The following is a 22,190-nucleotide window of genomic DNA, read 5'->3' as shown; positions in this document are numbered from 1 at the left end:
ATATGCCCACAAATAAGGGTAATTTTATATTTAGGGCGATCACTCTCGCCCTTTTGTTTTTTTTAGCTCTTTATGGAGTTGATTATATTAAATCTTCTACAATCGCACAACTTGAAAAAAGATATGGCGAGGGTGCTAGAAGACGAGCAGTAGCCTTAAATGCTCTAATGGTTTCACTGCAAAATGCGAGCGAACAAGAAAAACTTATAAAGGTAAATAACTTCTTTAACTCGCTAAGGTGGGCTGATGATATGGAGGTTTGGGGCAAGAAAGATTATTGGGCGACTAGAATGGAATTTTTAGGCAAGGGTGCTGGCGACTGCGAAGATTATGTCACAGCAAAATACTTCACGCTAAAACAACTCGGCGTTTCCACTGATAAGCTTTATTTTACTTATGTAAAGGCATTAAGATATAATCAAGCCCATATGGTGCTTTCATATTATGAAACGCCAAAATCAATTCCACTTGTTTTAGATAATATTAACGGAAATATCAAAATCGCCACACAAAGGACAGATTTGGTGCCTGTTTATAGTTTTAACGGCGATTCACTTTATTTAGCCAAGCAAGAGGGGTTAGGGCAAGTCGTGCCGGGCGGAAATAAAAAACAAAATCCAAAATGGATTGAGTTAATTGATAGAATGCAAAAAGAGGGATTATGACACTTTTTCAACGTATTATGGGAGCTATTATAGCTTTTGGTATTTTGATTTTTATCGCAGTTGGTTATTTAAATTTTAACAGCCTAAATAGCTACATAAACGACCAGTTAGGCATAAATGCAAGGCACACGGCAAATTCACTAGGGCTTTCGCTTAAATCTGTCGTTGATACAGAGGATTTATCAATGGCTCAAACGATGATAAATTCTATGTTTGATAGCGGTTATTATCAGATGATTAGACTTGATGATGTTGATGGCAAAGTGCTTATTGAGAGCAGAGAAAAGCTCGTGGTTGATGATGTCCCAGAGTGGTTTTTTAAAGTTGCAAAGCTTAACGCTCCGATTGAAAATAGCGAGATTATGACTGGCTGGACAAAATTTGGCACACTTTACGTTCAAAGTAGCACTGGACGTGCATATTACGAGCTTTATACTGGTATGATAGGTATTTTAGGCACCCTTGTTTCAATATTTTTAGTGATGATTTTATGTGTTTATCTTGTGGTAAAATTAATATTATCTGAGCCACTTGATAAAATGCAAAAACAAGCCGAAGCGATACTTGAACATAAATTTATAACCCAAGATAAAATCCCGTCTGCAACCGACCTAAAACAGATGGCTTTGGCGATGAATGCGATGGTTAAAAAGGTTGAAGATATCTTTGAACAAGAGAAAAAAACGCTTAATAAAAACCAAGAGCTACTTTATAAAGACAGCGATAGCGGACTTTATAACAGGCGGTATTTTCAGACAAAATTTGAGGAGTATGTCGCTAGCGAGGAGTATTCAAGCGGTGCTATCGTGCTTGTTAGCTTTACTGATCTTATCTCGCTTAAAAAGACACTCGGCTTTGAACGCCTTCAAAGCTTGATTACCAAAATTTCACAAACCCTGCAAGATAGCGTCAATCAAAGCAAGGTTACATCCTTTGTTGCAAGGCTAAATGACAACGACTTCGTGCTTTTACACACCGGCGTTTTATCTGAAAATTTAAGGGGCGAGATTGAAAAAATCAATGAAAATCTGCGTGAAATTTTTAGCTCATTTGATATAACTGATCAGTGTGGCTTAAACATTGCCGTGGTTGATTATGATCACCAGAGCGATTTAAAAACAACACTCACACGCGCCGATGTTACGCTAGTTTCAGCTAGAAGTGCTGGTAATTTTGAGTATAAAATTTTCACTGAGGGCTCACAAGCAATAGTGCTTGGCAAAGAGCAATACAGGGATTTAATCACAAAATCAATGCAAAATGATATGTTTAAATTTGCTGCCCAAAGGGTCGTTAGCGATGATAGCGATTTAGAGCATAGAGAGCTTTATTTAAGGCTAGTTGATGATGGTGGCAAATGGCAAATGGCAAGCTATTTTATGCCTATGGTAAATGAGCTTTCGCTAAGTGCCTCGCTTGATATTTACGTGCTTGAAAGGGTCTTAAATATGCTTTTAAACGGCAGTTTAATCAACGACACCCTAGCCATAAATTTAAGTAAAGATGTCATAAACGAAGATGAAAATTTCACTCGTTTAACGGCGATTTTAAAGAAAATCAGCACTGCTTCAAAGCATAAAATTTACATTGAAATTCCAGACAGAGATGATATAAGCGTGGCTAATACAGCAAAACTCATTGATACGCTTAAAAAACACGGCTTTGGCTTTGGTTTTGACCACTTTGAGTTTAATCAAAACAGTATTGAAAAGCTTAAAGAAATTTCACCAAATTACGTTAAAATCAGGGCTGCAAACATTACTGATTTCTTTAAAGACAAAGATGTTGATGAGAGCAGAAAGTCGCTTGATGTGATTATGAATTCAAAAGGCATTAAAATCATCGGCATTGGCGTTGAAAACGAGGAGCAAAAACGCCGATTGATTGAGCTTGGCATAACAAGTATGCAAGGAATTTACATTGATGATACTAAAAATATTGGATAAATTATGGCACAAGTAGATAAAAAAGACCAACTCTTAGAGTGTTTAGTAATCTTTACTAAACTTCACAATAACCCCTACACAGCGGACGCTTTAACGATTGGTTTGCCTGTTGAAGAGGGCGAGAGCGTTGAGCTGTTTTCGCTTAATGGCTCAAAGTCGCTATTTTCACGAGCGGCGATGAGAGCTGGATTTGCATCCACTCTTATTAAAAAGCAGATTGATGAAATTTCGCCTCTTGTTTTGCCCTGCATTTTGATGCTTCGTGGCAAAAGGGCTTGTATTTTACAAAGCATAAGTAGCGACGGCAAAAGTGCAAATATCATCACGCCAGAAATTCCAAATGGCGAGAGCGTGATTGATATTGAGAAGCTAAAAGATGAGTATCTAGGCTACGCTTACTATTTAAAGCGTGAGTTTGCGCCCGATGAGCAAAACGCCTCTCATCTGCTTGAAAATACAAAAGAGCATTGGTTTTGGGGCACACTTAAAAAATCAAAGAAAATTTACATTGATGTTGTTTTAGCGAGTTTGATTATAAATTTATTCGTTTTAGCAAGTCCGCTTTTTACGATGAATGTCTATGACAGGGTCGTGCCAAACAACTCCGTTGAAACGCTCTGGGTCTTAGCCATTGGCGTTTTAGTCGTTTATTTGATTGACTTTTTCTTAAAATTTGTCCGCTCATATTTTCTTGAAATTGCTGGCAAAAAGAGCGATATCATAATGAGCTCAATGATTTTTGAGCGTGTTATGGATATGAAGTTATCAAACAAGCCAAAATCAGTAGGCTCATTTGCAAGTAATTTAAAAGAGTTTGACACGATTAGAAATTTCTTCTCATCAGCCTCGCTTGCTGCCATTGTGGATCTGCCATTTGCCGTGATTTTCCTACTCACCGTTTATTTTATCGGTAGCTACCTAGTTTTTGCTCCGATTGTGATAATGTTTATAATCTTAATCTATACATTTTCAATCAAAAATCCACTTCAAAACGCCATAAAAAGCACCTTTGAAGCAAGTGCAGCAAAGAATGGAATTTTAATTGAGAGCCTAAACGCCCTTGAAACGATAAAGACAATGGGTGCTAGCGGGCACGTCCAGTGGAGCTGGGAGGAGGCGACTGGCGAGATTTCAAACAGAAGCATAAAATCAAAGATGATAACGACCTCAATAAACACCGTTACAGCCTTTTTAATCCAGCTAAACACAATCGCTATCGTCGTAGCTGGTGTTTATATGATAAAAGATACAGAGCTTACAATGGGTGGGCTTATTGCAGTTGTTATTCTTTCAAGTCGTGCTATTGCACCAATGGGACAGGTTGCAGCCCTAATCTCAAACTACGAACAGACAAAAACAGCCTATCAAAGCGTGGATAACATAATGAATATGTCGGTTGAACGCCCAGATGGCAAGAAATTCGTGCGTAGAAATTCATTCTTAGGCAAGATTGAGTTTAAAAACGTGAGCTTTACCTACCCAGAAACCGTTAAAGGCTCGCTTGATAGGGTAAATTTCACGATAAACGCTGGCGAAAAAGTAGGCATTATTGGCAGAAATGGCTCTGGCAAAACGACGATTCAAAAGCTAATCCTAGGGCTTTATGCCCCAACCGAAGGCTCGGTTTTAATTGATGGTATTGATATAAATCAGATTGACCCAGCCGACTTACGCCGAAATATCGGCTACGTGCCACAAGATATCTTGCTTTTTAAAGGCACCGTGCGTGAAAATATCGTGCAAAAAGCACCATATGCTGATGATATGCAAATCATTCGTGCCTCAAAGATTAGCGGTGTAGATGAGTATGTCAATATGCACCCGCTTGGCTTTGATATGCCGGTTTTAGAGCGTGGGGACGGCATTAGTGGCGGTCAAAGGCAGAGCATAGCGCTTGCTAGGGCGTTTTTGCTTGATAGTCCGATTATTTTGCTTGATGAGCCGACAAACTCGCTTGATAACACCGTTGAAAACAGGCTAAAAGCGAATTTAAAGGCAAATTTAGGCGGTAAAACGATGATTTTAGTTACTCACAAGACCTCAATGCTTGATTTGGTTGATAGGCTAATTGTCGTTGATAACGGCAAAATTTTAATTGACGGCGAGAAAAACGAAGTCCTTAAAAAACTAGGGGGCAATTAATGCAAAACAACACAGAAAATTTAGAAAAAACCCCACTTGATATCAGCACCCAAGAGAGCGTGAGTAATGAAATTTACGCTAACACAAAAAATATACGAACGGCGTTAAAAAACAAAAACTACGACGCTTACGACATTCGCTTTATGTCAAGCCTTTCAGAAGCGGTTTTGGCAAAAGCCCCTTCAAATTCGCGTAAAATTTTATACGCCATTGTCGTAACCGTGGCTTGGCTTTTGGTTTGGGCAAGTTTTGCTCAGATTGATGAGATTACTCGTGGTAGCGGTAAGATTATCCCCTCTGGCAAAAACCAAGCCGTGCAAAATTTAGAAGGCGGTATTGTTGAGCAAATTTTAGTAAAAGAGGGCGATGAGGTCAAAAAAGACCAAGTCATTTTAAAGATAGATAATAAGAATTTTTCAAGTAGCTACGGCGAGTCACAGCTAAGACTTGAAGAGCTTCAAGCAAAATTCCTACGCCTAAATGCCGAAGCCAACGATGAACCGTTTGCCTTTGATGAAAAGCGCGATTCAAACAACAGCAAAGCCATAATGTATGAGCTAAGCCTACACAACTCAAACATTGCCCAGCTTGATGAGCAAGTGAGAATTTTAAACGAGCAACTTCGCCAAAGAGAGAGCGAGCTAAACGAGCTTAGAAGTAAAATTTCACAAACTCAGGGCAGCTACTCACTAGCCCTAAAAGAGCGTGATATTATGGAGCCACTCTTTAAAAAAGGGCTTGTAAGCGAGGTTGAGTTTTTACAGCTTCAAAGGCGACTAAACGACCTAAAAGGCGAGCTTGACGCTGCTAGGCTATCGGTGCCAAGGATTGACTCAACCATAAAAGAGGTAAAAAATAAAATTTCAGAGACAAAACTCGCCTTTAAAAATAACGCAAAACGTGAGCTAAACGAAGTTTCAGGCGAGATGGCTCGTATAAACGAATCTCAAATAAATCTAAGCGACAGGGTTGAGCGGACATTTGTTAGAAGCCCAGTAAATGGTATTGTTAGCAAGCTTATGGTGCATACAATCTCTGGCGTTATTAAGCCTGGCGAGAGCATAGCTGAGATCGTCCCGCTTGAAGATAAGCTAGTTGCCGAAGTTAAGGTAAAACCAGCCGATGTTGCCTTTTTACGCCCCGGACTTGACGCTGTTGTGAAATTTACAGCTTACGATTTTAGCATTTATGGCGGACTTCACGGCAAGGTTACGCAAATTTCAGCCGATACTCAAACCGATGAGAAAACTGGCGAGAGCTACTATCTAATCAGGGTTGAAACCGATAAAAACTATCTTGGCAACGAGCAAAAACCGCTTCGTATCAAGGTCGGTATGATAGTAAGTGCCGACATTATCACTGGCAAAAAGACAATTTTAGATTATCTTTTAAAGCCGATTTTAAAGGCAAAAAACAACGCCTTAACGGAGCGATAATGAGTAGTGTTGCAACGTATAGCAAAAATTTTGACGCATATTTCATCAAAAAACTTGATGATTATGATATGATTTTAGTTGATGATGGAATTTGTTCTGACGTGCTAAATAGCGACATAAAGGAGCTTATTTTTAGCGACACGACTAAGAATTTTCACGAGCTTTTAGGGGCGAATGAAGATAAAAATACGCTAATTATTGATGAAAATTTTAGCCATTTAGCAGACATTAGTGTTATTAGGCTCATCGTTCGTGGATATGATGAGAGCCTTGATAGGCTGAGTTTTGACGCTGGACTTTTAAATTTATCAAAGCCATATAAATACTCAATCTCAGACGGCGGGATTGAGATTAGGCTTGATATTATCGCAAAAGATAGCGACATTAACGGATTTTTATCCACGATAAAATATGAGTATTTTAGCACCGAATTTAGCAGTGATAGGACGATTTTTGTCTACGCCGATGCGGATTTGGTATTTACAAAAAGGCTTAAAGTAAGCAAAAAGGATCAAATATGAAAACGATTTTATTTACTCAAAACAACTCACTTTATAATTTGTGGCTAAGCTACAAGCTAGATGACGTGCAAATTTTAACAAACAAGAGCGAATTTTTTAAGCTTTTACGAAACACAAAGGAGTGTATCGTAGGCGTTGAATTAAGCGTCGTTAGCGAGCTTAGTGCTACAATTAGTGCCATTTTTAACGAAAATGCAAATGCTAAAATTTTAATCCTTTCAAACGAGCCAAATTTCAACGAGGGTAAGTTTGCGTTAGCACTTGGCATTAAAGGCTATGCCAACTCACATATGCAAGAGATTCACTTCAAAGACGCCCTAAAAACAATCAAAAGCGGTCAGGTTTGGCTCTATCCAGAGTTTATCCAGCAGATGATTAGCCAGATTACACAAAATAGCGAAAATTTAGCCGAGCAGAGCAGTGCTTTTGGCGAGCTAAGCAACAGAGAAAAAGAGATCGCAAACCTTATAAAAAAGGGCTACACAAATAAAGAAATAGCCGAAATTTCAGGTATTACGCTACGCACCGTTAAGGCTCACACAACGGCGATTTACAACAAGGTCGGGGTAAAAGACAGGATAGGCTTGGTGCTTTTAATGCAACAAAATGGTTAGAATTCTCATCTACCTTTTTTTGCTCGTGGTGGCGTTAAACTCAGCCACCTATGAGCTTTCAAATGAAAATTTAGCGAGGTGCGGGAGTAATGAAATTTGCAAAAATGTCCTAAATCACTACGCAAATTTTATGAAAAAAACGCAAACCCAGAGCGACTGGCGTAAGATTGAGCTTGTAAATTCTTACATTAATACAATCAAACCAAGATACGATGATTTTTATAACAAAAACGTTGATGTTTGGAGCACGAGAGGCGAGTTTTTACGGAGTGCTGGTGGCGACTGCGAAGAGTATGCAATCAGCAAAAAAGAGAGCCTAAAAGATTTAGGTGTAAATAGCAAAACCTGCCTTTTGGTGGTAAAAGAGAAGCTAATTAGTAAGGGCGGATACCATATGGTCTTAGCCCTTTGGCAAAGGCAGGGCGATGAGCCAGTCATCCTTGATAATCTTAGCTTTCGTGTCCTGCCGCTATCAAAACGATACGATTTAGAGCCACTTTACTGCCTAATGGACGCAAAATATTACAAACTAAAAAATAATGGCAAAATTTTAGAGCCACTAAATATCAGAATGCAAACCTACGAAAGCCTACTTCAAAAAGAAAAAGTAGAGAAATTTTGGCGTTAATCCTCTAAATCAACATCAATTTTCGTTAAATTTTGAGTATTTTTTTCAATACTTAGCTTGTTTTTCTCAATCAAACTGCGATTTTGCTCAATGAGTTTTCTATTTTCTTGGATATTTTCGCTGTTTGTTTCGATGATTTTTGTGATTTTTTCAATCTTTTTTTCGTATCTTATCATCAAAGAGTAGATGACAAAAACGAGCAAAATGATGACTATCCACGGCAAAATTCCCATTTTAAAATCCCTTGTGAGTTAAATTTAGCTGTAATTATAAAACTCAAAATTTTAAAACAAAATAAAATTAAGAAATTTTATAAAAAACCTTGACATTTATTTTTATTTGAGATATAATCGCACTTTCAATTATCGGTGCTGGTGTAGCTCAGATGGTAGAGCTACTGCCTTGTAAGCAGTAGGTCGGCGGTTCGATTCCGTTCACCAGCTCCATTTTTTGTAACAGTGTTTGACCAGAAATACCAAGCAATATTTTTAATGTTAAAAGGGTGAGATACTCAAGCGGCCAACGAGGGCAGACTGTAAATCTGCTGACTATGTCTTCCGTGGTTCGAATCCACGTCTCACCACCAGCTATTGCGGGAGTAGCTCAGTTGGCTAGAGCATCAGCCTTCCAAGCTGAGGGTCGCGGGTTCGAGCCCCGTTTCCCGCTCCAAAAAAGGTTTTGGATACTAAACTGGGAGCTGTATGGTATGTTTTATCTGCATTTCAGTTTTATCCGTAATTAGTTGAATTTGTATTGTTATCGCTATATATCGTCTCTGCCAAGAGTTGTTATGCTCATATGGCTCAGAGGTAGAGCACTTCCTTGGTAAGGAAGAGGTCGCGGGTTCAAGTCCCGCTATGAGCTCCACTGGTTTATACGATTAAAGTCATAAAAATACAAATTTTTTAGTTTAAGTCACATATTATAATGGAGGACAAGATGGCTAAAGAAAAATTTTCACGCAACAAGCCACACGTAAATATCGGAACCATTGGTCACGTTGACCACGGTAAAACTACTTTGACAGCTGCTATTTCTGCTGTTCTTTCAAGAAAAGGTCTTGCTGAGCTTAAAGACTATGACAACATAGACAACGCACCAGAAGAGAAAGAGCGCGGTATTACTATCGCTACTTCACACATTGAGTATGAAACAGAAAATCGCCACTATGCACACGTGGATTGCCCAGGTCACGCAGACTACGTTAAAAATATGATTACTGGTGCTGCTCAAATGGACGGTGCTATCCTAGTTGTTTCAGCAGCTGACGGCCCAATGCCACAAACAAGAGAGCACATTCTACTATCTCGCCAAGTTGGCGTCCCATACATCGTTGTATTTATGAACAAAGCTGATATGGTTGATGACGCTGAGCTTTTAGAGCTAGTTGAAATGGAAATCAGAGAGCTTTTAAGCACTTATGACTTCCCAGGCGATGACACACCTATTATTTCAGGTTCAGCTCTTCAAGCACTTAACGAAGCAAAAGCCGGCACAGACGGCGAATGGTCAGCAAAAGTTCTTGACCTTATGGCTGCTGTTGATAGCTATATCCCAACACCAGTTCGTGCTACTGATAAAGACCTTCTTATGCCAATTGAGGACGTTTTCTCAATCTCTGGTCGTGGAACGGTTGTTACAGGTAGAATTGAAAAAGGCGTTGTAAAAGTTGGTGACACAATTGAGATCGTAGGTATCAGAGATACTCAAACAACAACAGTTACTGGCGTTGAGATGTTTAGAAAAGAGATGGATCAAGGCGAAGCTGGCGACAACGTTGGTGTTCTTTTAAGAGGCACTAAAAAAGAAGACGTTGAGCGTGGTATGGTTCTTGCTAAGCCAAAATCAATCACGCCTCACACAAAATTTGAGGGCGAAGTGTATATTCTAACAAAAGACGAAGGCGGTCGCCATACTCCGTTCTTTAACAATTATAGACCACAATTCTATGTTAGAACAACAGACGTTACAGGCTCAATCACATTGCCAGAGGGCACAGAGATGGTTATGCCTGGCGATAACCTAAAAATCACCGTTGAGCTAATCGCTCCAATCGCTCTTGAAGAAGGCACACGTTTTGCGATCCGTGAGGGTGGTAGAACAGTTGGTTCAGGCGTTGTTTCTAAGATACTAGCGTAATTAAAATTTTGGCGGGGCAACCCGCCTTTTTACAAGGAAATTTATGGCAAAAAGTAATAGTAGAGTTAAAGTAGGGCTAAAATGTGCTGAGTGTGGCGATATAAACTACACTACAACAAAAAATAGCAAGACTACGACAGAAAAATTAGAGTTAAACAAATATTGTCCAAGACTTAAAAAGCACACCGTGCATAAAGAAGTTAAGCTAAAAAGCTAGTGGGCTAATACCATTAGGGCAATAGCTCCAACGGTAGAGCGCTGGATTCCAAATCCAATGGTTGGGGGTTCGAATCCCTCTTGCCCTGCCACGATTAAGGTTAAAAATGGAAAAATTTATAAATTATTTAAGGCTTTCTAAGGTTGAAATTTTAAAGGTTATCTTTCCTACAAAAGAGCAGATTAGAAATGCTTTTATTACCGTTTTTATAGTTGTTTTGGTCGTATCGTTGTTTTTAGCTTTGGTTGATGCTATTATGTCTTTTAGTCTTTCAAAGTTGATATAAGGGGTAGATATGGCACATAAATGGTATGCTATTCAAACCTATGCTGGTAGCGAGATGGCAGTTAAAAGAGCCATTGAAAATTTGGTTAAAGACCACGGCATAGAAGAGCAGCTAAAAGAGGTTATAGTCCCTACCGAAGATGTTATTGAGATAAAAAACGGAAAACAAAAGATAAACGAGAGAACTCTTTATCCCGGTTACGCTTTTGCTAATCTTGATCTTGACACAGCTTTATGGCATAAAATTCAGTCTTTGCCAAAGGTTGGTAGATTTATTGGCGAGTCAAAAAAGCCGACGCCTTTAACGGATAAAGATATAAACACGATTTTAGAGAAGGTGCAAAAACGTGCCGCTCCTAAGCCGAAAATTTACTTTGAGGATGGCGAGAGCGTGCGTATAATAGATGGTCCTTTTGCGAACTTTACTGGTATCGTAGAGGAGTATGATATGGTTCATGGTAAGCTTAGACTAAATGTTTCAATCTTTGGTAGAAGCACGCCTGTTGATATTTTGTATTCACAAGTTGAGAAGATAATTTAAGGAGATAGTTTATGGCTAAGAAAGTTATAGGCGAAATAAAATTGCAAATTGCTGCAACAAAAGCAAATCCAAGCCCACCTGTTGGTCCAGCTCTTGGTCAGCAAGGCGTTAATATTATGGAATTTTGTAAAGCATTTAACGAGAGAACAAAAGATATGGCAGGTTTTAATATTCCTGTTGTTATCACTGTTTATGCCGATAGAAGCTTTACATTTATCACAAAGCAACCACCAGCGACTGATTTAATCAAAAAGGCAGCTGGAATTTCAAAAGGCACTGATAATCCTTTGAAAAACAAGGTTGGCAAAATCACAAAAGCTCAAATTTTAGAGATAGTTGAGAGAAAAATCGTTGATTTAAACACAACTGATAAAGAGCAGGCTGCTAAGATTATAGCTGGTTCTGCTCGTTCAATGGGTGTCGAAGTTATAGACTAATGCCCTTACCGCCGGGCTGAATTTCAGAAGGCGGAAGCACTTTATATGCGGAGATATTGATGGGAAAAACTACTAAAAGATTTCAAGAGTTATTAAAAAAGATAGATGAGAATAAAATTTACAGCATTAGCGAAGGCATTGATGCGGTAAAAACATTAAAGTCAGCAAAATTTGACGAAACCGTTGAGATAGCACTTAAACTTAACGTTGATCCAAGACACGCTGACCAAATGGTTCGTGGCTCTGTTATTTTACCAGCTGGCACAGGCAAGAAGGTTCGTGTTGCTGTTATAGCAAAGGACGCAAAGGCTGATGAGGCTAAAAATGCTGGTGCTGATATTGTTGGTAGCGATGATTTGGTTGATGATATTGCAAAGGGCGTTATAAATTTTGATGTTTTAATTGCCACTCCAAATTTAATGGGTCTAGTTGGTAAAGTTGGTCGTATCCTTGGTCCAAAAGGCTTAATGCCAAACCCAAAAACTGGCACCGTTACAATGGATGTTGCACAAGCGGTAAATAACGCAAAAAGCGGTCAGGTAAATTTCAGGGTTGATAAACAGGGCAATATCCACGCTGGACTTGGCAAGGTAAGTTTTAGCAAAGAGCAGTTGAGCGAAAACATCTCAGCCTTTATCAAAGCCATAAACAAGCACAAACCAGCTGCTGCAAAGGGCAGATATGTAAAAAATGCGGCTTTATCTTTGACAATGAGCCCTTCTGTGTCACTTGATACACAAGAAGTTATGGATTTAAAATAAAAATTTTGAGCCTAAAAATGGCTCAAAATTTAAATTCTAAGGTAAAAGTTTGAGCTTAGCGGAGCTTAAAATTTTATCTTAGATTAGAGATAGCGGAGGTCTTTTGACTTAATTGAGCCGACTCGCTCTGCTTGAAATCACTGGTCGGAAAGGAGAGAAATTGACACGTAACGAAAAATCAGAAGTTATAGCCAAACTACAAGCCGAGTTTAAAGAAGCACAAGCTATTGTTGTTTGTGATTATCGTGGTCTTAGCGTGAAAAAACTTGAAGTTTTAAGAAACGCAGCAAGAGAACAAGGTGTTAAAGTTCAAGTTGTTAAAAACACTTTGGCTAAAATCGCTCTTAAAAACGTTGAAAAAGAGGGTATGGATCTTAAAGATACAAACATCTACGTTTGGGGCGAAGATCAGTTAAATGTAACAAAAGTTGTTGCTAAATTTGAAGAGACAAATCAAGATTTCTTTAAAATCAAAACAGCTTACATTGACGGCGAAGTTGCGAGCGTTGAGAAGGTTAAAGCTCTATCTAAAATGCCAAGTCGCGATGAGCTTATTGCAATGCTTTTGCAGGTTTGGAATGCGCCAATTCAAAATTTCACAATTGGATTAAATGCGCTTAAAGAGAAAAAAGAACAATCAGCATAATAAAAGGATAATAAAATGGCAATTACAAAAGCAGATGTATTAGAGTTTATCTCTAATCTTTCAGTATTAGAACTTTCAGAACTTGTAAAAGAGTTTGAAGAGAAATTTGGCGTTAGTGCAGCTCCTGTAATGGTAGCTGGTGTTGGCGGTGGTGCAGCGGCTGAGGCAGCTGAGGAGAAGACTGAATTTAACGTTGTGCTACTTGATGGTGGCGATAAGAAAATCAACGTTATTAAAGTTGTTAGAGCTCTTACTGGTCTTGGTCTTAAAGAGGCAAAAGATGCAGTTGAGCAAACTCCTTCTGTTCTTAAAGAGGGCATTAGCAAAGACGAAGCAGAAGCAGCTAAAAAAGAGCTTGAAGAAGCTGGTGCAAAAGTCGAGCTTAAATAATTTCATTTTTATGAAATTTGTAGAGAGGGCTGGTGTCCTCTCTTTTTTAAATTTAGATGCCTTTAATAAGGCTCAATACTTTTCTTTCAAAATTACCACGAGGTAGATGCAATGTTAAATAGCTTATACTCGGGAAATCGCCTAAGAGTTGATTTCTCAAATGTTGTTAAAGAGATAGACGTCCCAAATTTATTACAATTACAAAAAAAGAGCTTTGATAACTTCTTAAATTTAGATAATTCACAATCAGAGAGTGGCATAGAAAAAGTTTTTAAATCAATATTTCCCATTCACGATGCCCAAAACCGCCTAAGCTTAGAGTATGTCAGCTCAGAGATTGGTAAGCCAAAATACACAATCAGAGAGTGCATTGAGCGGGGTCTTACTTACTCTGTAAATTTAAAGATGAAAATTCGCCTAATAGTTCACGAAAAAGATGAAAAAACTGGCGAAAAAATCGGCGTAAAAGATATAAAAGAACAAGAAATTTTCATCCGTGAAATTCCACTTATGACGGATAGAATTTCATTTATAATAAACGGCGTTGAGCGTGTTGTCGTAAATCAACTTCACAGAAGTCCGGGCGTTATTTTCAAACAAGAAGAGAGTGCAACGGTCGTAAATAAACTAATCTACACCGCTCAAATTATACCAGATCGTGGCTCTTGGCTATACTTTGAATACGACACAAAAGATGTGCTTTATGTGCGTATTAATAAACGCCGAAAAGTGCCAGTAACGATACTTTTTAGAGCATTAGGATATAAAAAACAAGATATTATTAAACTATTTTATCCTATCCAAACGATATATGTCAAAAACAATAAATTCTTAACCGCCTTTAATCCAGATGATTATATCGGCAGGGTTGAGTATGATATCAAAGATGAAAACGGCAACGTAATCCACCAAGCTGGAAAACGCCTTACTAAGAAAAAAGCGGATAAATTTATAGAAGATGGCGTAAGTATGGTTGAATACCCAGCCGAAGCACTCGTAAATCGCTATCTAGCAAGTCCATTAATAGACAATGAAAGTGGCGAGGTCGTTTATGACACCCTTGCTCAGCTTGATGAGAATCGCTTGGTTAAAATTCTAAACGACTACAAAGAGATTGAGATTATAAACAACTCGGCACTTGGCGTTGATGATGCGATTATTAACTCATTTATTGCCGACGCTGAACCGCTAAAAATTTTAAAGCAAACCGAGGGCATTGATGATGAAAATGACCTATCTGCTATTAGAATTTACAAGGTTATGCGTCCGGGCGAGCCAGTCGTTAAAGAGGCGGCAAAGGCGTTTGTAAATGACATTTTCTTTAACCCAGAAAGATACGATTTAACAAACGTAGGTCGTATGAAAATGAATCACAAACTAGCCCTTGAAATCCCTGAATATGTAAGCGTTCTTACAAATGAAGATATTATTAAAACTGCAAAATATCTAATTAAAGTTAAAAATGGACAGGGGCATATTGATGATAGAGATCACTTAGGCAACCGCCGAATTCGCTCTATTGGCGAACTTTTAGCAAACGAACTTCACCTTGGCTTTGTTAAAATGCAAAAGGCGATTCGTGATAAATTCACAGCCCTAAGTAACAACATTGATGAAGTTATGCCTTACGATTTAATCAATCCAAAGATGATAACAGCGACAATAATGGAATTTTTCACCGGCGGCCAGCTAAGTCAGTTTATGGACCAAACTAATCCGTTAAGCGAAGTTACTCACAAACGCCGCCTTTCAGCACTTGGCGACGGCGGTTTGGTTAAAGAAAGGGCTGGTTTTGAGGTGCGTGACGTCCATCCTACTCACTACGGACGAATTTGCCCAGTTGAGACGCCAGAGGGTCAAAATATCGGTCTTATCAACACCCTTTCAACCTACGCAAAGGTAAATGATTTAGGTTTTGTTGAAGCGCCTTATAAAAAGGTCGTTGAGGGCAAGGTGACAAACGAAATCGTCTATCTAACCGCAACACAAGAAGAAAACAACGTCATCGCCCCAGCCTCAACCAAGCTTGATGAGAAGGGTTATATCGTTGAGGATTTGCTAGAAGTTAGGCGTGAGGGCGAAATGGTTCTTGCGCGCCGTGAAGACGTTACATTAATTGACCTTTGTTCTGGTATGATAGCTGGTGTTGCAGCCTCTCTTATCCCGTTTTTAGAGCACGATGACGCAAACCGCGCTTTAATGGGCTCAAATATGCAACGCCAAGCCGTGCCGCTACTACAAGCCACAGCACCGATTGTAGGCACTGGTATGGAGAGTGTTATCGCTCGCGATGCTTGGGAGAGTGTTAAGGCAAAGCGTGCTGGTATGGTTGAAAAGGTAGATAATAAAAATATATTCATTCTTGGCGAAGATGAAGCTGGTCCATTTATAGACCACTACTCGTTGGAGAAAAATTTACGCACAAACCAAAACACCACATTCTCTCAACATCCTATCGTTAGAAAGGGAGAATTTGTAGAAAAAAATCAGATTATCGCTGATGGTCCAAGTATGGAGCGTGGCGAGTTAGCAATCGGCAAAAACGCCCTAATCGCATTTATGCCGTGGAATGGCTATAACTACGAGGACGCCATTGTAATTAACGAAAAGATGATCCGTGAAGACGCATTTACTAGCGTTCATATTTATGAAAAAGAGATTGAAGCGCGTGAGCTAAAAGACGGCGTTGAAGAGATTACAAAAGATATACCAAATGTCAAAGAAGAGGAGCTTATGCACCTTGATGAGAGCGGTATTATTAAGATTGGCACAGAAGTAAAACCTGGTATGATCTTAGTCGGTAAGGTTTCGCCAAAAGGCGAGGTTAAGCCTACGCCAGAAGAGCGTCTTTTACGTGCTATTTTTGGCGAAAAAGCCGGACACGTGGTAAATAAATCACTCTACGCCACAGCTTCGTTAGAAGGCGTTGTTGTTGATGTTAAAATTTTCACCAAAAAGGGCTATGAGAAAGATAATAGAACACATAAAGCCTACGAAGAGGAGAAGGCAGAGCTTGAAAAAGAGCACCACGACAGGCTTTTAATGCTAGATCGTGAAGAGATGCTAAAAGTTACTGCACTTTTATCTAAAAACCCGCTAAGCACAGCCCAAACAATCGGTAAAAACGAATACAAAAAAGGCTCATTTATTGATAAAGATGAGTTTGAAAACATCAACCGCTTTACGCTAAATTCTATCGCAAAGGGCTTCTCAAAAGATATCCAAAAAAGATACGATGAGATAAAAAACCACTTTCAAAACGAAAAGAAAAAGCTAAAAGAAGAGCACGATGTTAAGATTGAAATTTTAGGCAAAGATGACATTTTACCAAGCGGTGTTGTAAAGCTTGTTAAGGTCTATATCGCCACAAAACGCAAATTAAAAGTCGGCGATAAAATGGCTGGTCGCCACGGCAATAAAGGCATCGTTTCAAACATCGTCCCAGAGGTTGATATGCCTTATTTGCCAAGCGGACAGATTGTTGATATCGTTTTAAATCCGCTAGGCGTGCCAAGCCGTATGAATATCGGTCAAATTTTAGAGAGCCACCTTGGACTTGTTGGCTATCGTTTGGGCGAGCAAATCGCTGAAATTTTTGAGAGCAAAAAGGGCGAGTGGGTTAAAAATTTACGCACTAAGATGATAGAAATTGCAAGCGTTTCAAAGCTAATGGACGCAAAAAAAGCCCTAAAAGATATGAGCGATGAGAAGCTTATTGAATACGCAAGGGATTGGAGCAAGGGCGTTAGGTTTGCCACGCCGATTTTTGAGGGCGTTAAACCAGATGAGTTTGCAAAGCTATTTGAAATGGCTAAGATTGACAGCGACGGCAAAACAGAGCTTTATGACGGCAGGACTGGCTCAAAAATAAGAGAGAGAGTAAATGTTGGTTGTATGTATATGCTTAAACTTCACCACCTTGTTGATGAAAAAGTCCACGCCCGCTCAACCGGCCCATACAGTCTTGTAACACAACAGCCAGTCGGCGGTAAGGCACTATTTGGTGGTCAGAGATTTGGAGAGATGGAGGTTTGGGCATTAGAGGCTTATGGTGCTGCCCACACGCTTCGTGAGATGCTTACCGTTAAATCAGATGATGTTGAGGGACGTTTATCGGCTTATAAAGCCCTAACTCGTGGCGAAAACGTGCCAGAGACCGGAATTCCAGAAACCTTCTTTGTTTTAACAAACGAGCTAAAATCACTAGCACTTGATGTTGAGATATACGATGAGGACGAAACAAATGAATAATTTAAAACCTATTGAGATAAAAGAAGAGCAAAGACCTCGTGATTTTGAAGCATTTCAGCTTCGTTTAGCTAGTCCAGAGCGGATAAAGTCGTGGAGTTATGGCGAGGTTAAAAAGCCTGAAACCATAAACTACCGCACCTTAAAGCCAGAGCGTGACGGACTATTTTGTGCTAAAATTTTTGGTCCAGTTAGGGATTATGAGTGCCTTTGTGGTAAATACAAAAAAATGCGTTATAAAGGCATTAAGTGCGAGAAATGCGGTGTTGAAGTTACTAGCTCAAAGGTTCGCCGCTCACGTATGGGGCATATTGAGCTTGTTACGCCAGTAGCTCACATTTGGTATGTAAATTCTATGCCTTCACGTATCGGCACACTTCTTGGTATAAAAATGAAAGATTTAGAGCGTGTGCTTTATTACGAGGCGTATATTGTTGAGAGCCCGGGCGAAGCGTTTTATGATAATGAAAACTCAAAAAAGGTTGAAAAATATGATGTTTTGAACGAGGAGCAGTATCAGCTTTTAGCATCAAGATACGAAAATAACGGATTTGTGGCAAAAATGGGTGGCGAGGTCATTCACGATATGCTTGCAGAGCTTGATTTGACTGAAATTTTAGTAACGCTAAAAGATGAAATGGCATCAACAAATTCAGAAGCAAAGAAAAAAACTATCGTAAAACGCCTAAAAATCATTGAGAGTTTCTTAAATTCAGGTAACCGCCCTGAGTGGATGATGATTACAAACCTGCCAGTTTTACCACCAGATTTAAGACCGCTTGTTAGCCTTGACGGCGGTAAATTTGCAGTTTCTGATGTTAATGACTTGTATCGCCGTGTGATAAACAGAAATAGTCGTTTAAAAAGGCTAATGGAGCTTGACGCGCCAGAGATTATTATTAGAAATGAAAAGCGTATGCTTCAAGAAGCCGTTGATGCGTTGTTTGACAATGGTCGCCGTGCCAATGCCGTAAAAGGTGCAAACAAACGCCCGCTTAAATCACTTTCAGAGATTATTAAAGGTAAGCAGGGTCGCTTCCGCCAAAACCTACTAGGTAAGCGTGTGGATTTCTCTGGTCGTTCGGTTATCGTTGTTGGCCCAAGACTTAGAATGGATCAGTGCGGTCTGCCTAAAAAAATGGCGTTAGAGCTATTTAAACCGCACCTTTTAGCACGTCTTGAAGAGAAAGGTTACGCAACGACCGTTAAACAAGCTAAAAAGATGATTGAAGATAAAACAAACGAAGTTTGGGAGTGTCTTGAAGAGGTGGTTAAGGATCACCCAGTTATGCTAAACCGCGCCCCAACGCTTCACAAGCTTTCAATCCAAGCCTTTCACCCAGTGCTAGTTGAAGGTAAGGCAATACAACTTCATCCGCTAGTTTGTGCCGCATTTAACGCCGACTTTGACGGCGACCAAATGGCTGTTCACGTGCCACTATCACAAGAGGCTATTGCTGAGTGTAAAATTTTAATGCTTAGCTCGATGAATATCCTTTTACCAGCAAGTGGTAAAGCTATAACCGTGCCTAGCCAGGATATGGTTTTAGGAATTTACTACCTAAGCTTGGAGCGAACAGATGAGATTGGTGCAAATAAAATTTTTGCATCAGTTGATGAGGTTATGATAGCAGAAGAGGCACACTCGCTAGGACTTCACGCTAAGATTAAGACGATAGTTGATGGTCACACGATATTTACGACTGCTGGACGCTTGATTTTACGCTCAATCATACCTGATTTTGTCCCTGAAAATTTATGGAATAAGGTTATGAAGAAAAAGGACATTTCAGCACTTGTTGATTACGTTTATAAAAATGGCGGACTTGAAGTTACGGCTGAATTTTTAGATAAGCTTAAAAATTTAGGCTTCCGCTACGCTACAAAGGCTGGAATTTCAATATCAATCGCCGATATTATCGTGCCTGAAAACAAGCAAAAGTACATTGATGAAGCAAAGAAAAAGGTGCGTGAAATTCAAAAACAATATGGCGGCGGTTTGCTAACAGATAGCGAAAGATACAACAAAATCGTTGATATTTGGACAGATACAAACAACACCGTTGCTAGTGAGATGATGAAGCTTGTTCAAAACGACAAGGGCGGATTTAACTCAATTTATATGATGGCTGACTCTGGTGCTAGGGGCTCGGCTGCTCAAATTAGACAGCTAGCCGGTATGCGTGGTCTTATGGCAAAACCAGATGGCTCAATCATTGAAACCCCAATCGTTTCAAACTTCCGCGAGGGGCTAAATATGATGGAGTATTTCATCTCAACTCACGGCGCTAGAAAGGGTCTTGCTGATACGGCTTTAAAAACGGCAAACGCTGGTTATCTAACACGTAAATTAATTGATGTCGCACAAAACGTTAAGGTTACAATGCACGATTGTGGCACTCACGAGGGCGTTGAGATTACCGAGATTACAGAAAACGGCGAGTTGATTGAGAGCCTTGAAGAGCGAGTTTTAGGCAGGGTTTTAGCCGATGATGTGATTGACCCGATTACAAATGAAATTTTATTTAGCGAAGGCACACTAATTGATGAAGAAAAGGCAAGAGTGCTAAGCGAGAGTGGCATAAAAGCCGTAAGCATTAGAACGCCAATTACCTGCAAGGCTGCAAAGGGCGTTTGTGCTAAGTGCTATGGCATAAACCTTGGCGAGGGCAAACTTGTTAAGCCGGGCGAGGCTGTTGGTATCATCTCAGCCCAGTCAATTGGCGAGCCGGGCACCCAGCTAACGCTAAGAACGTTTCACATCGGTGGCACCGCTTCAACAGAGCAACAAGACCGCCAAGTTGTAGCCACAAAAGAGGGTTTTATACGCTATTACAACCTAAACACCTACGAAAATGGTGGCAAGATGATTGTAGCAAACCGAAGAAGTGCAGCCGTGCTTTTAGTTGAGCCAAAAATCAAAGCACCATTTAGCGGCAAAATTGAGATTGAGATCGCTCACGAGGATATAAATATCGTAATTAAGGGCAAAAAAGATGAAGCCAAATACACTCTTAGACGTGGCGATTTAGCCAAGCCAAACGAACTAGCTGGTGTTAGCGGTAAGATTGAGGGCAAACTTTATATACCTTATGCAAGTGGCGATAGCGTTAGCGAAAATGAGAGTATCGTTGAAGTGATAAAAGAGGGCTGGAATGTGCCAAATCGTATCCCATTTGCAAGTGAGCTTAAAATCACAGACGGCGAGCCAGTAACGCAAAAAATTACAGCAAATGCCGAGGGTGTGATAAAATTCTTTATCCTAAAAGGCGACTATTTAGAGCGTATTAAAGAGATTAAAAAGGGCTACAAAGTAGAGCAAAAGGGCTTATTTGTCGTGGTTTCAGACAAGGATGGCAGAGAGGCTATCCGCCACTACATACCTAGAAATTCTATAATCCAGCTTGATGATAACGAGAGCGTAACTGCAAAATCAGTCATTGCCCTACCAGAAAGTAGCGATAAACTAGTCATCGCAGAGTGGGATCCATACTCAACCCCAATCATAGCCGAAGAGGCTGGCGTGGTTAGCTTTGAAGATGTTGAGCCCGGTTATAGCGCCTCTGAGCAGTTTGATGAGGCGACTGGTCAGAGCCGTTTGGTTATTAATGAATACCTGCCAAGCGGTGTTAAACCAACAATCATCGTTGCCACTCCAAACGGCGGACTTATCCGTTATCAGCTTGACCCAAAAACGGCGATTTTCGTTAATGATGGAGCGAGCGTGGCACAGGCTGATATTTTGGCTAAAACTCCAAAAGCGGTCGCAAAATCAAAAGATATCACCGGCGGTCTGCCACGAGTTTCTGAGCTATTTGAGGCTAGACGCCCTAAAAATACGGCTATTGTAGCTGAGATTGACGGCGTTGTTAGATTTGATAAGCCACTTCGTGCAAAAGAGAGAATCATTATTGAAGCAGAAGATGGCACAAGTGCTGAGTATCTAATTGATAAAACACGCCAAATTCAGGTAAGAAACGGCGAGTTTGTCCACGCTGGTGAGAAGCTAACAGACGGACTTATTTCAAGCCACGATATTTTAAGAATTCTAGGCGAGAAAGCACTTCACTACTACCTAATCAGTGAAATTCAGCAAGTTTATCGCCGCCAAGGCGTTGCCATTGCTGATAAGCACATTGAGATTATCGTATCTCAAATGCTAAGACAGGTTAAAATCGTTGATAGCGGTAATACAAATTTCATCGTTGGCGATATGATTTCACGTGCGAAATTTAAAGAAGAAAACGAGAAAATTATGCGAATTGGTGGCGAGCCAGCCATTGCTGAGCCGATACTCTTAGGCGTTACTCGTGCTGCTATTGGCTCTGATAGCGTCATCTCAGCAGCATCGTTTCAAGAAACGACAAAGGTTCTAACCGAAGCATCAATCGCTGCTAAATTTGACTACCTAGAAGATCTAAAAGAAAACGTGATTTTAGGTCGTATGATACCTGTTGGCACTGGACTTTACAAAGATCACGAGGTTAAGATTAAATCACTTTAAGGGGTATTTACCCCTTTTTTGATTTTAAAATAAAAATCAAACCTTAGATTAATTAAAATTTTGCTACCAT

The 22,190-nt window shown here is 39.8% G+C and carries 18 protein-coding genes and 5 tRNA genes; 22 read left to right on the top strand and 1 reads right to left on the bottom strand.

Annotated elements, in window-relative coordinates; translation table 11 throughout:
- The first annotated feature begins 2 nt into the window (after nucleotides 1–2).
- The 7 genes from NYG85_RS08325 to NYG85_RS08295 are packed head-to-tail and all read left to right on the top strand — an operon-like array spanning nucleotide 3 to nucleotide 7,952.
- On the top strand, nucleotides 3–665 hold the full coding sequence (locus NYG85_RS08325; protein WP_284938025.1) for a transglutaminase-like cysteine peptidase: 663 nt from the start codon (nucleotides 3–5) through the stop codon (nucleotides 663–665).
- Entirely contained in the window at nucleotides 662–2,611 is a 1,950-nt protein-coding gene (locus NYG85_RS08320) for a bifunctional diguanylate cyclase/phosphodiesterase (protein ID WP_284938024.1), read from the top strand. The genes NYG85_RS08325 and NYG85_RS08320 overlap by 4 nt, the downstream gene beginning before the upstream one ends.
- Nucleotides 2,612–2,614: 3 nt before the next feature.
- Entirely contained in the window at nucleotides 2,615–4,753 is a 2,139-nt protein-coding gene (locus tag NYG85_RS08315) for a type I secretion system permease/ATPase (protein WP_284938023.1), read from the top strand.
- Nucleotides 4,753–6,189 carry an HlyD family type I secretion periplasmic adaptor subunit gene (locus NYG85_RS08310; RefSeq protein ID WP_284938022.1) on the top strand — a complete coding sequence of 479 codons (1,437 nt, stop codon included), beginning with the start codon at nucleotides 4,753–4,755 and terminating at the stop codon, nucleotides 6,187–6,189. The genes NYG85_RS08315 and NYG85_RS08310 overlap by 1 nt, the downstream gene beginning before the upstream one ends.
- Nucleotides 6,189–6,710 carry a DUF5416 family protein gene (locus NYG85_RS08305; protein ID WP_284938021.1) on the top strand — a complete coding sequence of 174 codons (522 nt, stop codon included), beginning with the start codon at nucleotides 6,189–6,191 and terminating at the stop codon, nucleotides 6,708–6,710. The genes NYG85_RS08310 and NYG85_RS08305 overlap by 1 nt, the downstream gene beginning before the upstream one ends.
- The gene (locus NYG85_RS08300) at nucleotides 6,707–7,324 is read left to right on the top strand and encodes a response regulator transcription factor (protein ID WP_284938020.1); all 618 of its coding nucleotides are present in this window, start codon (nucleotides 6,707–6,709) and stop codon (nucleotides 7,322–7,324) included. Before NYG85_RS08305 ends, NYG85_RS08300 begins: the two co-directional genes overlap by 4 nt.
- On the top strand, nucleotides 7,317–7,952 hold the full coding sequence (locus NYG85_RS08295) for a transglutaminase-like cysteine peptidase (protein ID WP_284938019.1): 636 nt from the start codon (nucleotides 7,317–7,319) through the stop codon (nucleotides 7,950–7,952). Before NYG85_RS08300 ends, NYG85_RS08295 begins: the two co-directional genes overlap by 8 nt.
- Here the strand turns inward: NYG85_RS08295 and NYG85_RS08290 are convergent.
- On the bottom strand, nucleotides 7,949–8,185 hold the full coding sequence (locus NYG85_RS08290) for a hypothetical protein (RefSeq protein WP_284938018.1): 237 nt from the start codon (nucleotides 8,183–8,185) through the stop codon (nucleotides 7,949–7,951). The genes NYG85_RS08295 and NYG85_RS08290 overlap by 4 nt on opposite strands.
- A 137-nt stretch (nucleotides 8,186–8,322) precedes the next feature.
- On the opposite strand from NYG85_RS08290, the gene NYG85_RS08285 reads away from it, so the two are divergent.
- The 15 genes from NYG85_RS08285 (at nucleotide 8,323) to rpoC (ending at nucleotide 22,120) form a co-directional block, all read left to right on the top strand.
- Nucleotides 8,323–8,398 (top strand) — tRNA-Thr (locus NYG85_RS08285).
- Nucleotides 8,399–8,453: 55 nt separating this feature from the next.
- Nucleotides 8,454–8,538, top strand: a tRNA-Tyr gene (locus NYG85_RS08280).
- A gap of 6 nt (nucleotides 8,539–8,544) precedes the next feature.
- Nucleotides 8,545–8,621, top strand: a tRNA-Gly gene (locus tag NYG85_RS08275).
- Nucleotides 8,622–8,744: 123 nt separating this feature from the next.
- Nucleotides 8,745–8,819 (top strand) — tRNA-Thr (locus tag NYG85_RS08270).
- Between the two features lie 72 nt (nucleotides 8,820–8,891).
- A complete protein-coding gene (gene tuf, locus NYG85_RS08265; protein ID WP_284938017.1) occupies nucleotides 8,892–10,091 on the top strand; it encodes an elongation factor Tu in 1,200 nt (399 codons plus the stop codon).
- Between the two features lie 43 nt (nucleotides 10,092–10,134).
- Entirely contained in the window at nucleotides 10,135–10,308 is a 174-nt protein-coding gene (rpmG, locus tag NYG85_RS08260) for a 50S ribosomal protein L33 (RefSeq protein WP_284938016.1), read from the top strand.
- 15 nt (nucleotides 10,309–10,323) lie between these two features.
- A tRNA-Trp gene (locus NYG85_RS08255) sits at nucleotides 10,324–10,399 on the top strand.
- A gap of 15 nt (nucleotides 10,400–10,414) precedes the next feature.
- Nucleotides 10,415–10,594, top strand: a complete 180-nt coding sequence (gene secE / locus NYG85_RS08250) for a preprotein translocase subunit SecE (protein ID WP_284938015.1) — start codon at nucleotides 10,415–10,417, stop codon at nucleotides 10,592–10,594.
- Between the two features lie 9 nt (nucleotides 10,595–10,603).
- Nucleotides 10,604–11,134, top strand: coding sequence for a transcription termination/antitermination protein NusG (gene nusG, locus NYG85_RS08245; RefSeq protein WP_284938014.1), 531 nt, complete (start codon nucleotides 10,604–10,606; stop codon nucleotides 11,132–11,134).
- 11 nt (nucleotides 11,135–11,145) lie between these two features.
- The gene (rplK, locus tag NYG85_RS08240; RefSeq protein WP_284938013.1) at nucleotides 11,146–11,571 is read left to right on the top strand and encodes a 50S ribosomal protein L11; all 426 of its coding nucleotides are present in this window, start codon (nucleotides 11,146–11,148) and stop codon (nucleotides 11,569–11,571) included.
- A gap of 59 nt (nucleotides 11,572–11,630) precedes the next feature.
- A complete protein-coding gene (rplA, locus tag NYG85_RS08235) occupies nucleotides 11,631–12,332 on the top strand; it encodes a 50S ribosomal protein L1 (RefSeq protein WP_284938012.1) in 702 nt (233 codons plus the stop codon).
- Nucleotides 12,333–12,492: 160 nt separating this feature from the next.
- On the top strand, nucleotides 12,493–12,978 hold the full coding sequence (rplJ, locus tag NYG85_RS08230; protein WP_284938011.1) for a 50S ribosomal protein L10: 486 nt from the start codon (nucleotides 12,493–12,495) through the stop codon (nucleotides 12,976–12,978).
- Nucleotides 12,979–12,993: 15 nt separating this feature from the next.
- Nucleotides 12,994–13,368: a 50S ribosomal protein L7/L12 gene (rplL, locus tag NYG85_RS08225; protein ID WP_169763433.1), complete on the top strand. Its 375-nt coding sequence runs from the start codon at nucleotides 12,994–12,996 to the stop codon at nucleotides 13,366–13,368.
- A 111-nt stretch (nucleotides 13,369–13,479) separates the two neighbouring features.
- A complete protein-coding gene (rpoB, locus tag NYG85_RS08220) occupies nucleotides 13,480–17,619 on the top strand; it encodes a DNA-directed RNA polymerase subunit beta (protein WP_284938010.1) in 4,140 nt (1,379 codons plus the stop codon).
- Nucleotides 17,612–22,120: a DNA-directed RNA polymerase subunit beta' gene (gene rpoC / locus NYG85_RS08215; protein ID WP_284938009.1), complete on the top strand. Its 4,509-nt coding sequence runs from the start codon at nucleotides 17,612–17,614 to the stop codon at nucleotides 22,118–22,120. The genes rpoB and rpoC overlap by 8 nt, the downstream gene beginning before the upstream one ends.
- Nucleotides 22,121–22,190: the final 70 nt, after the last annotated feature.

Source organism: Campylobacter gastrosuis, from assembly GCF_030249845.1.
Lineage (GTDB): Bacteria > Campylobacterota > Campylobacteria > Campylobacterales > Campylobacteraceae > Campylobacter_A > Campylobacter_A gastrosuis.
This window is presented reverse-complemented; position numbering and strand designations above follow the sequence as displayed.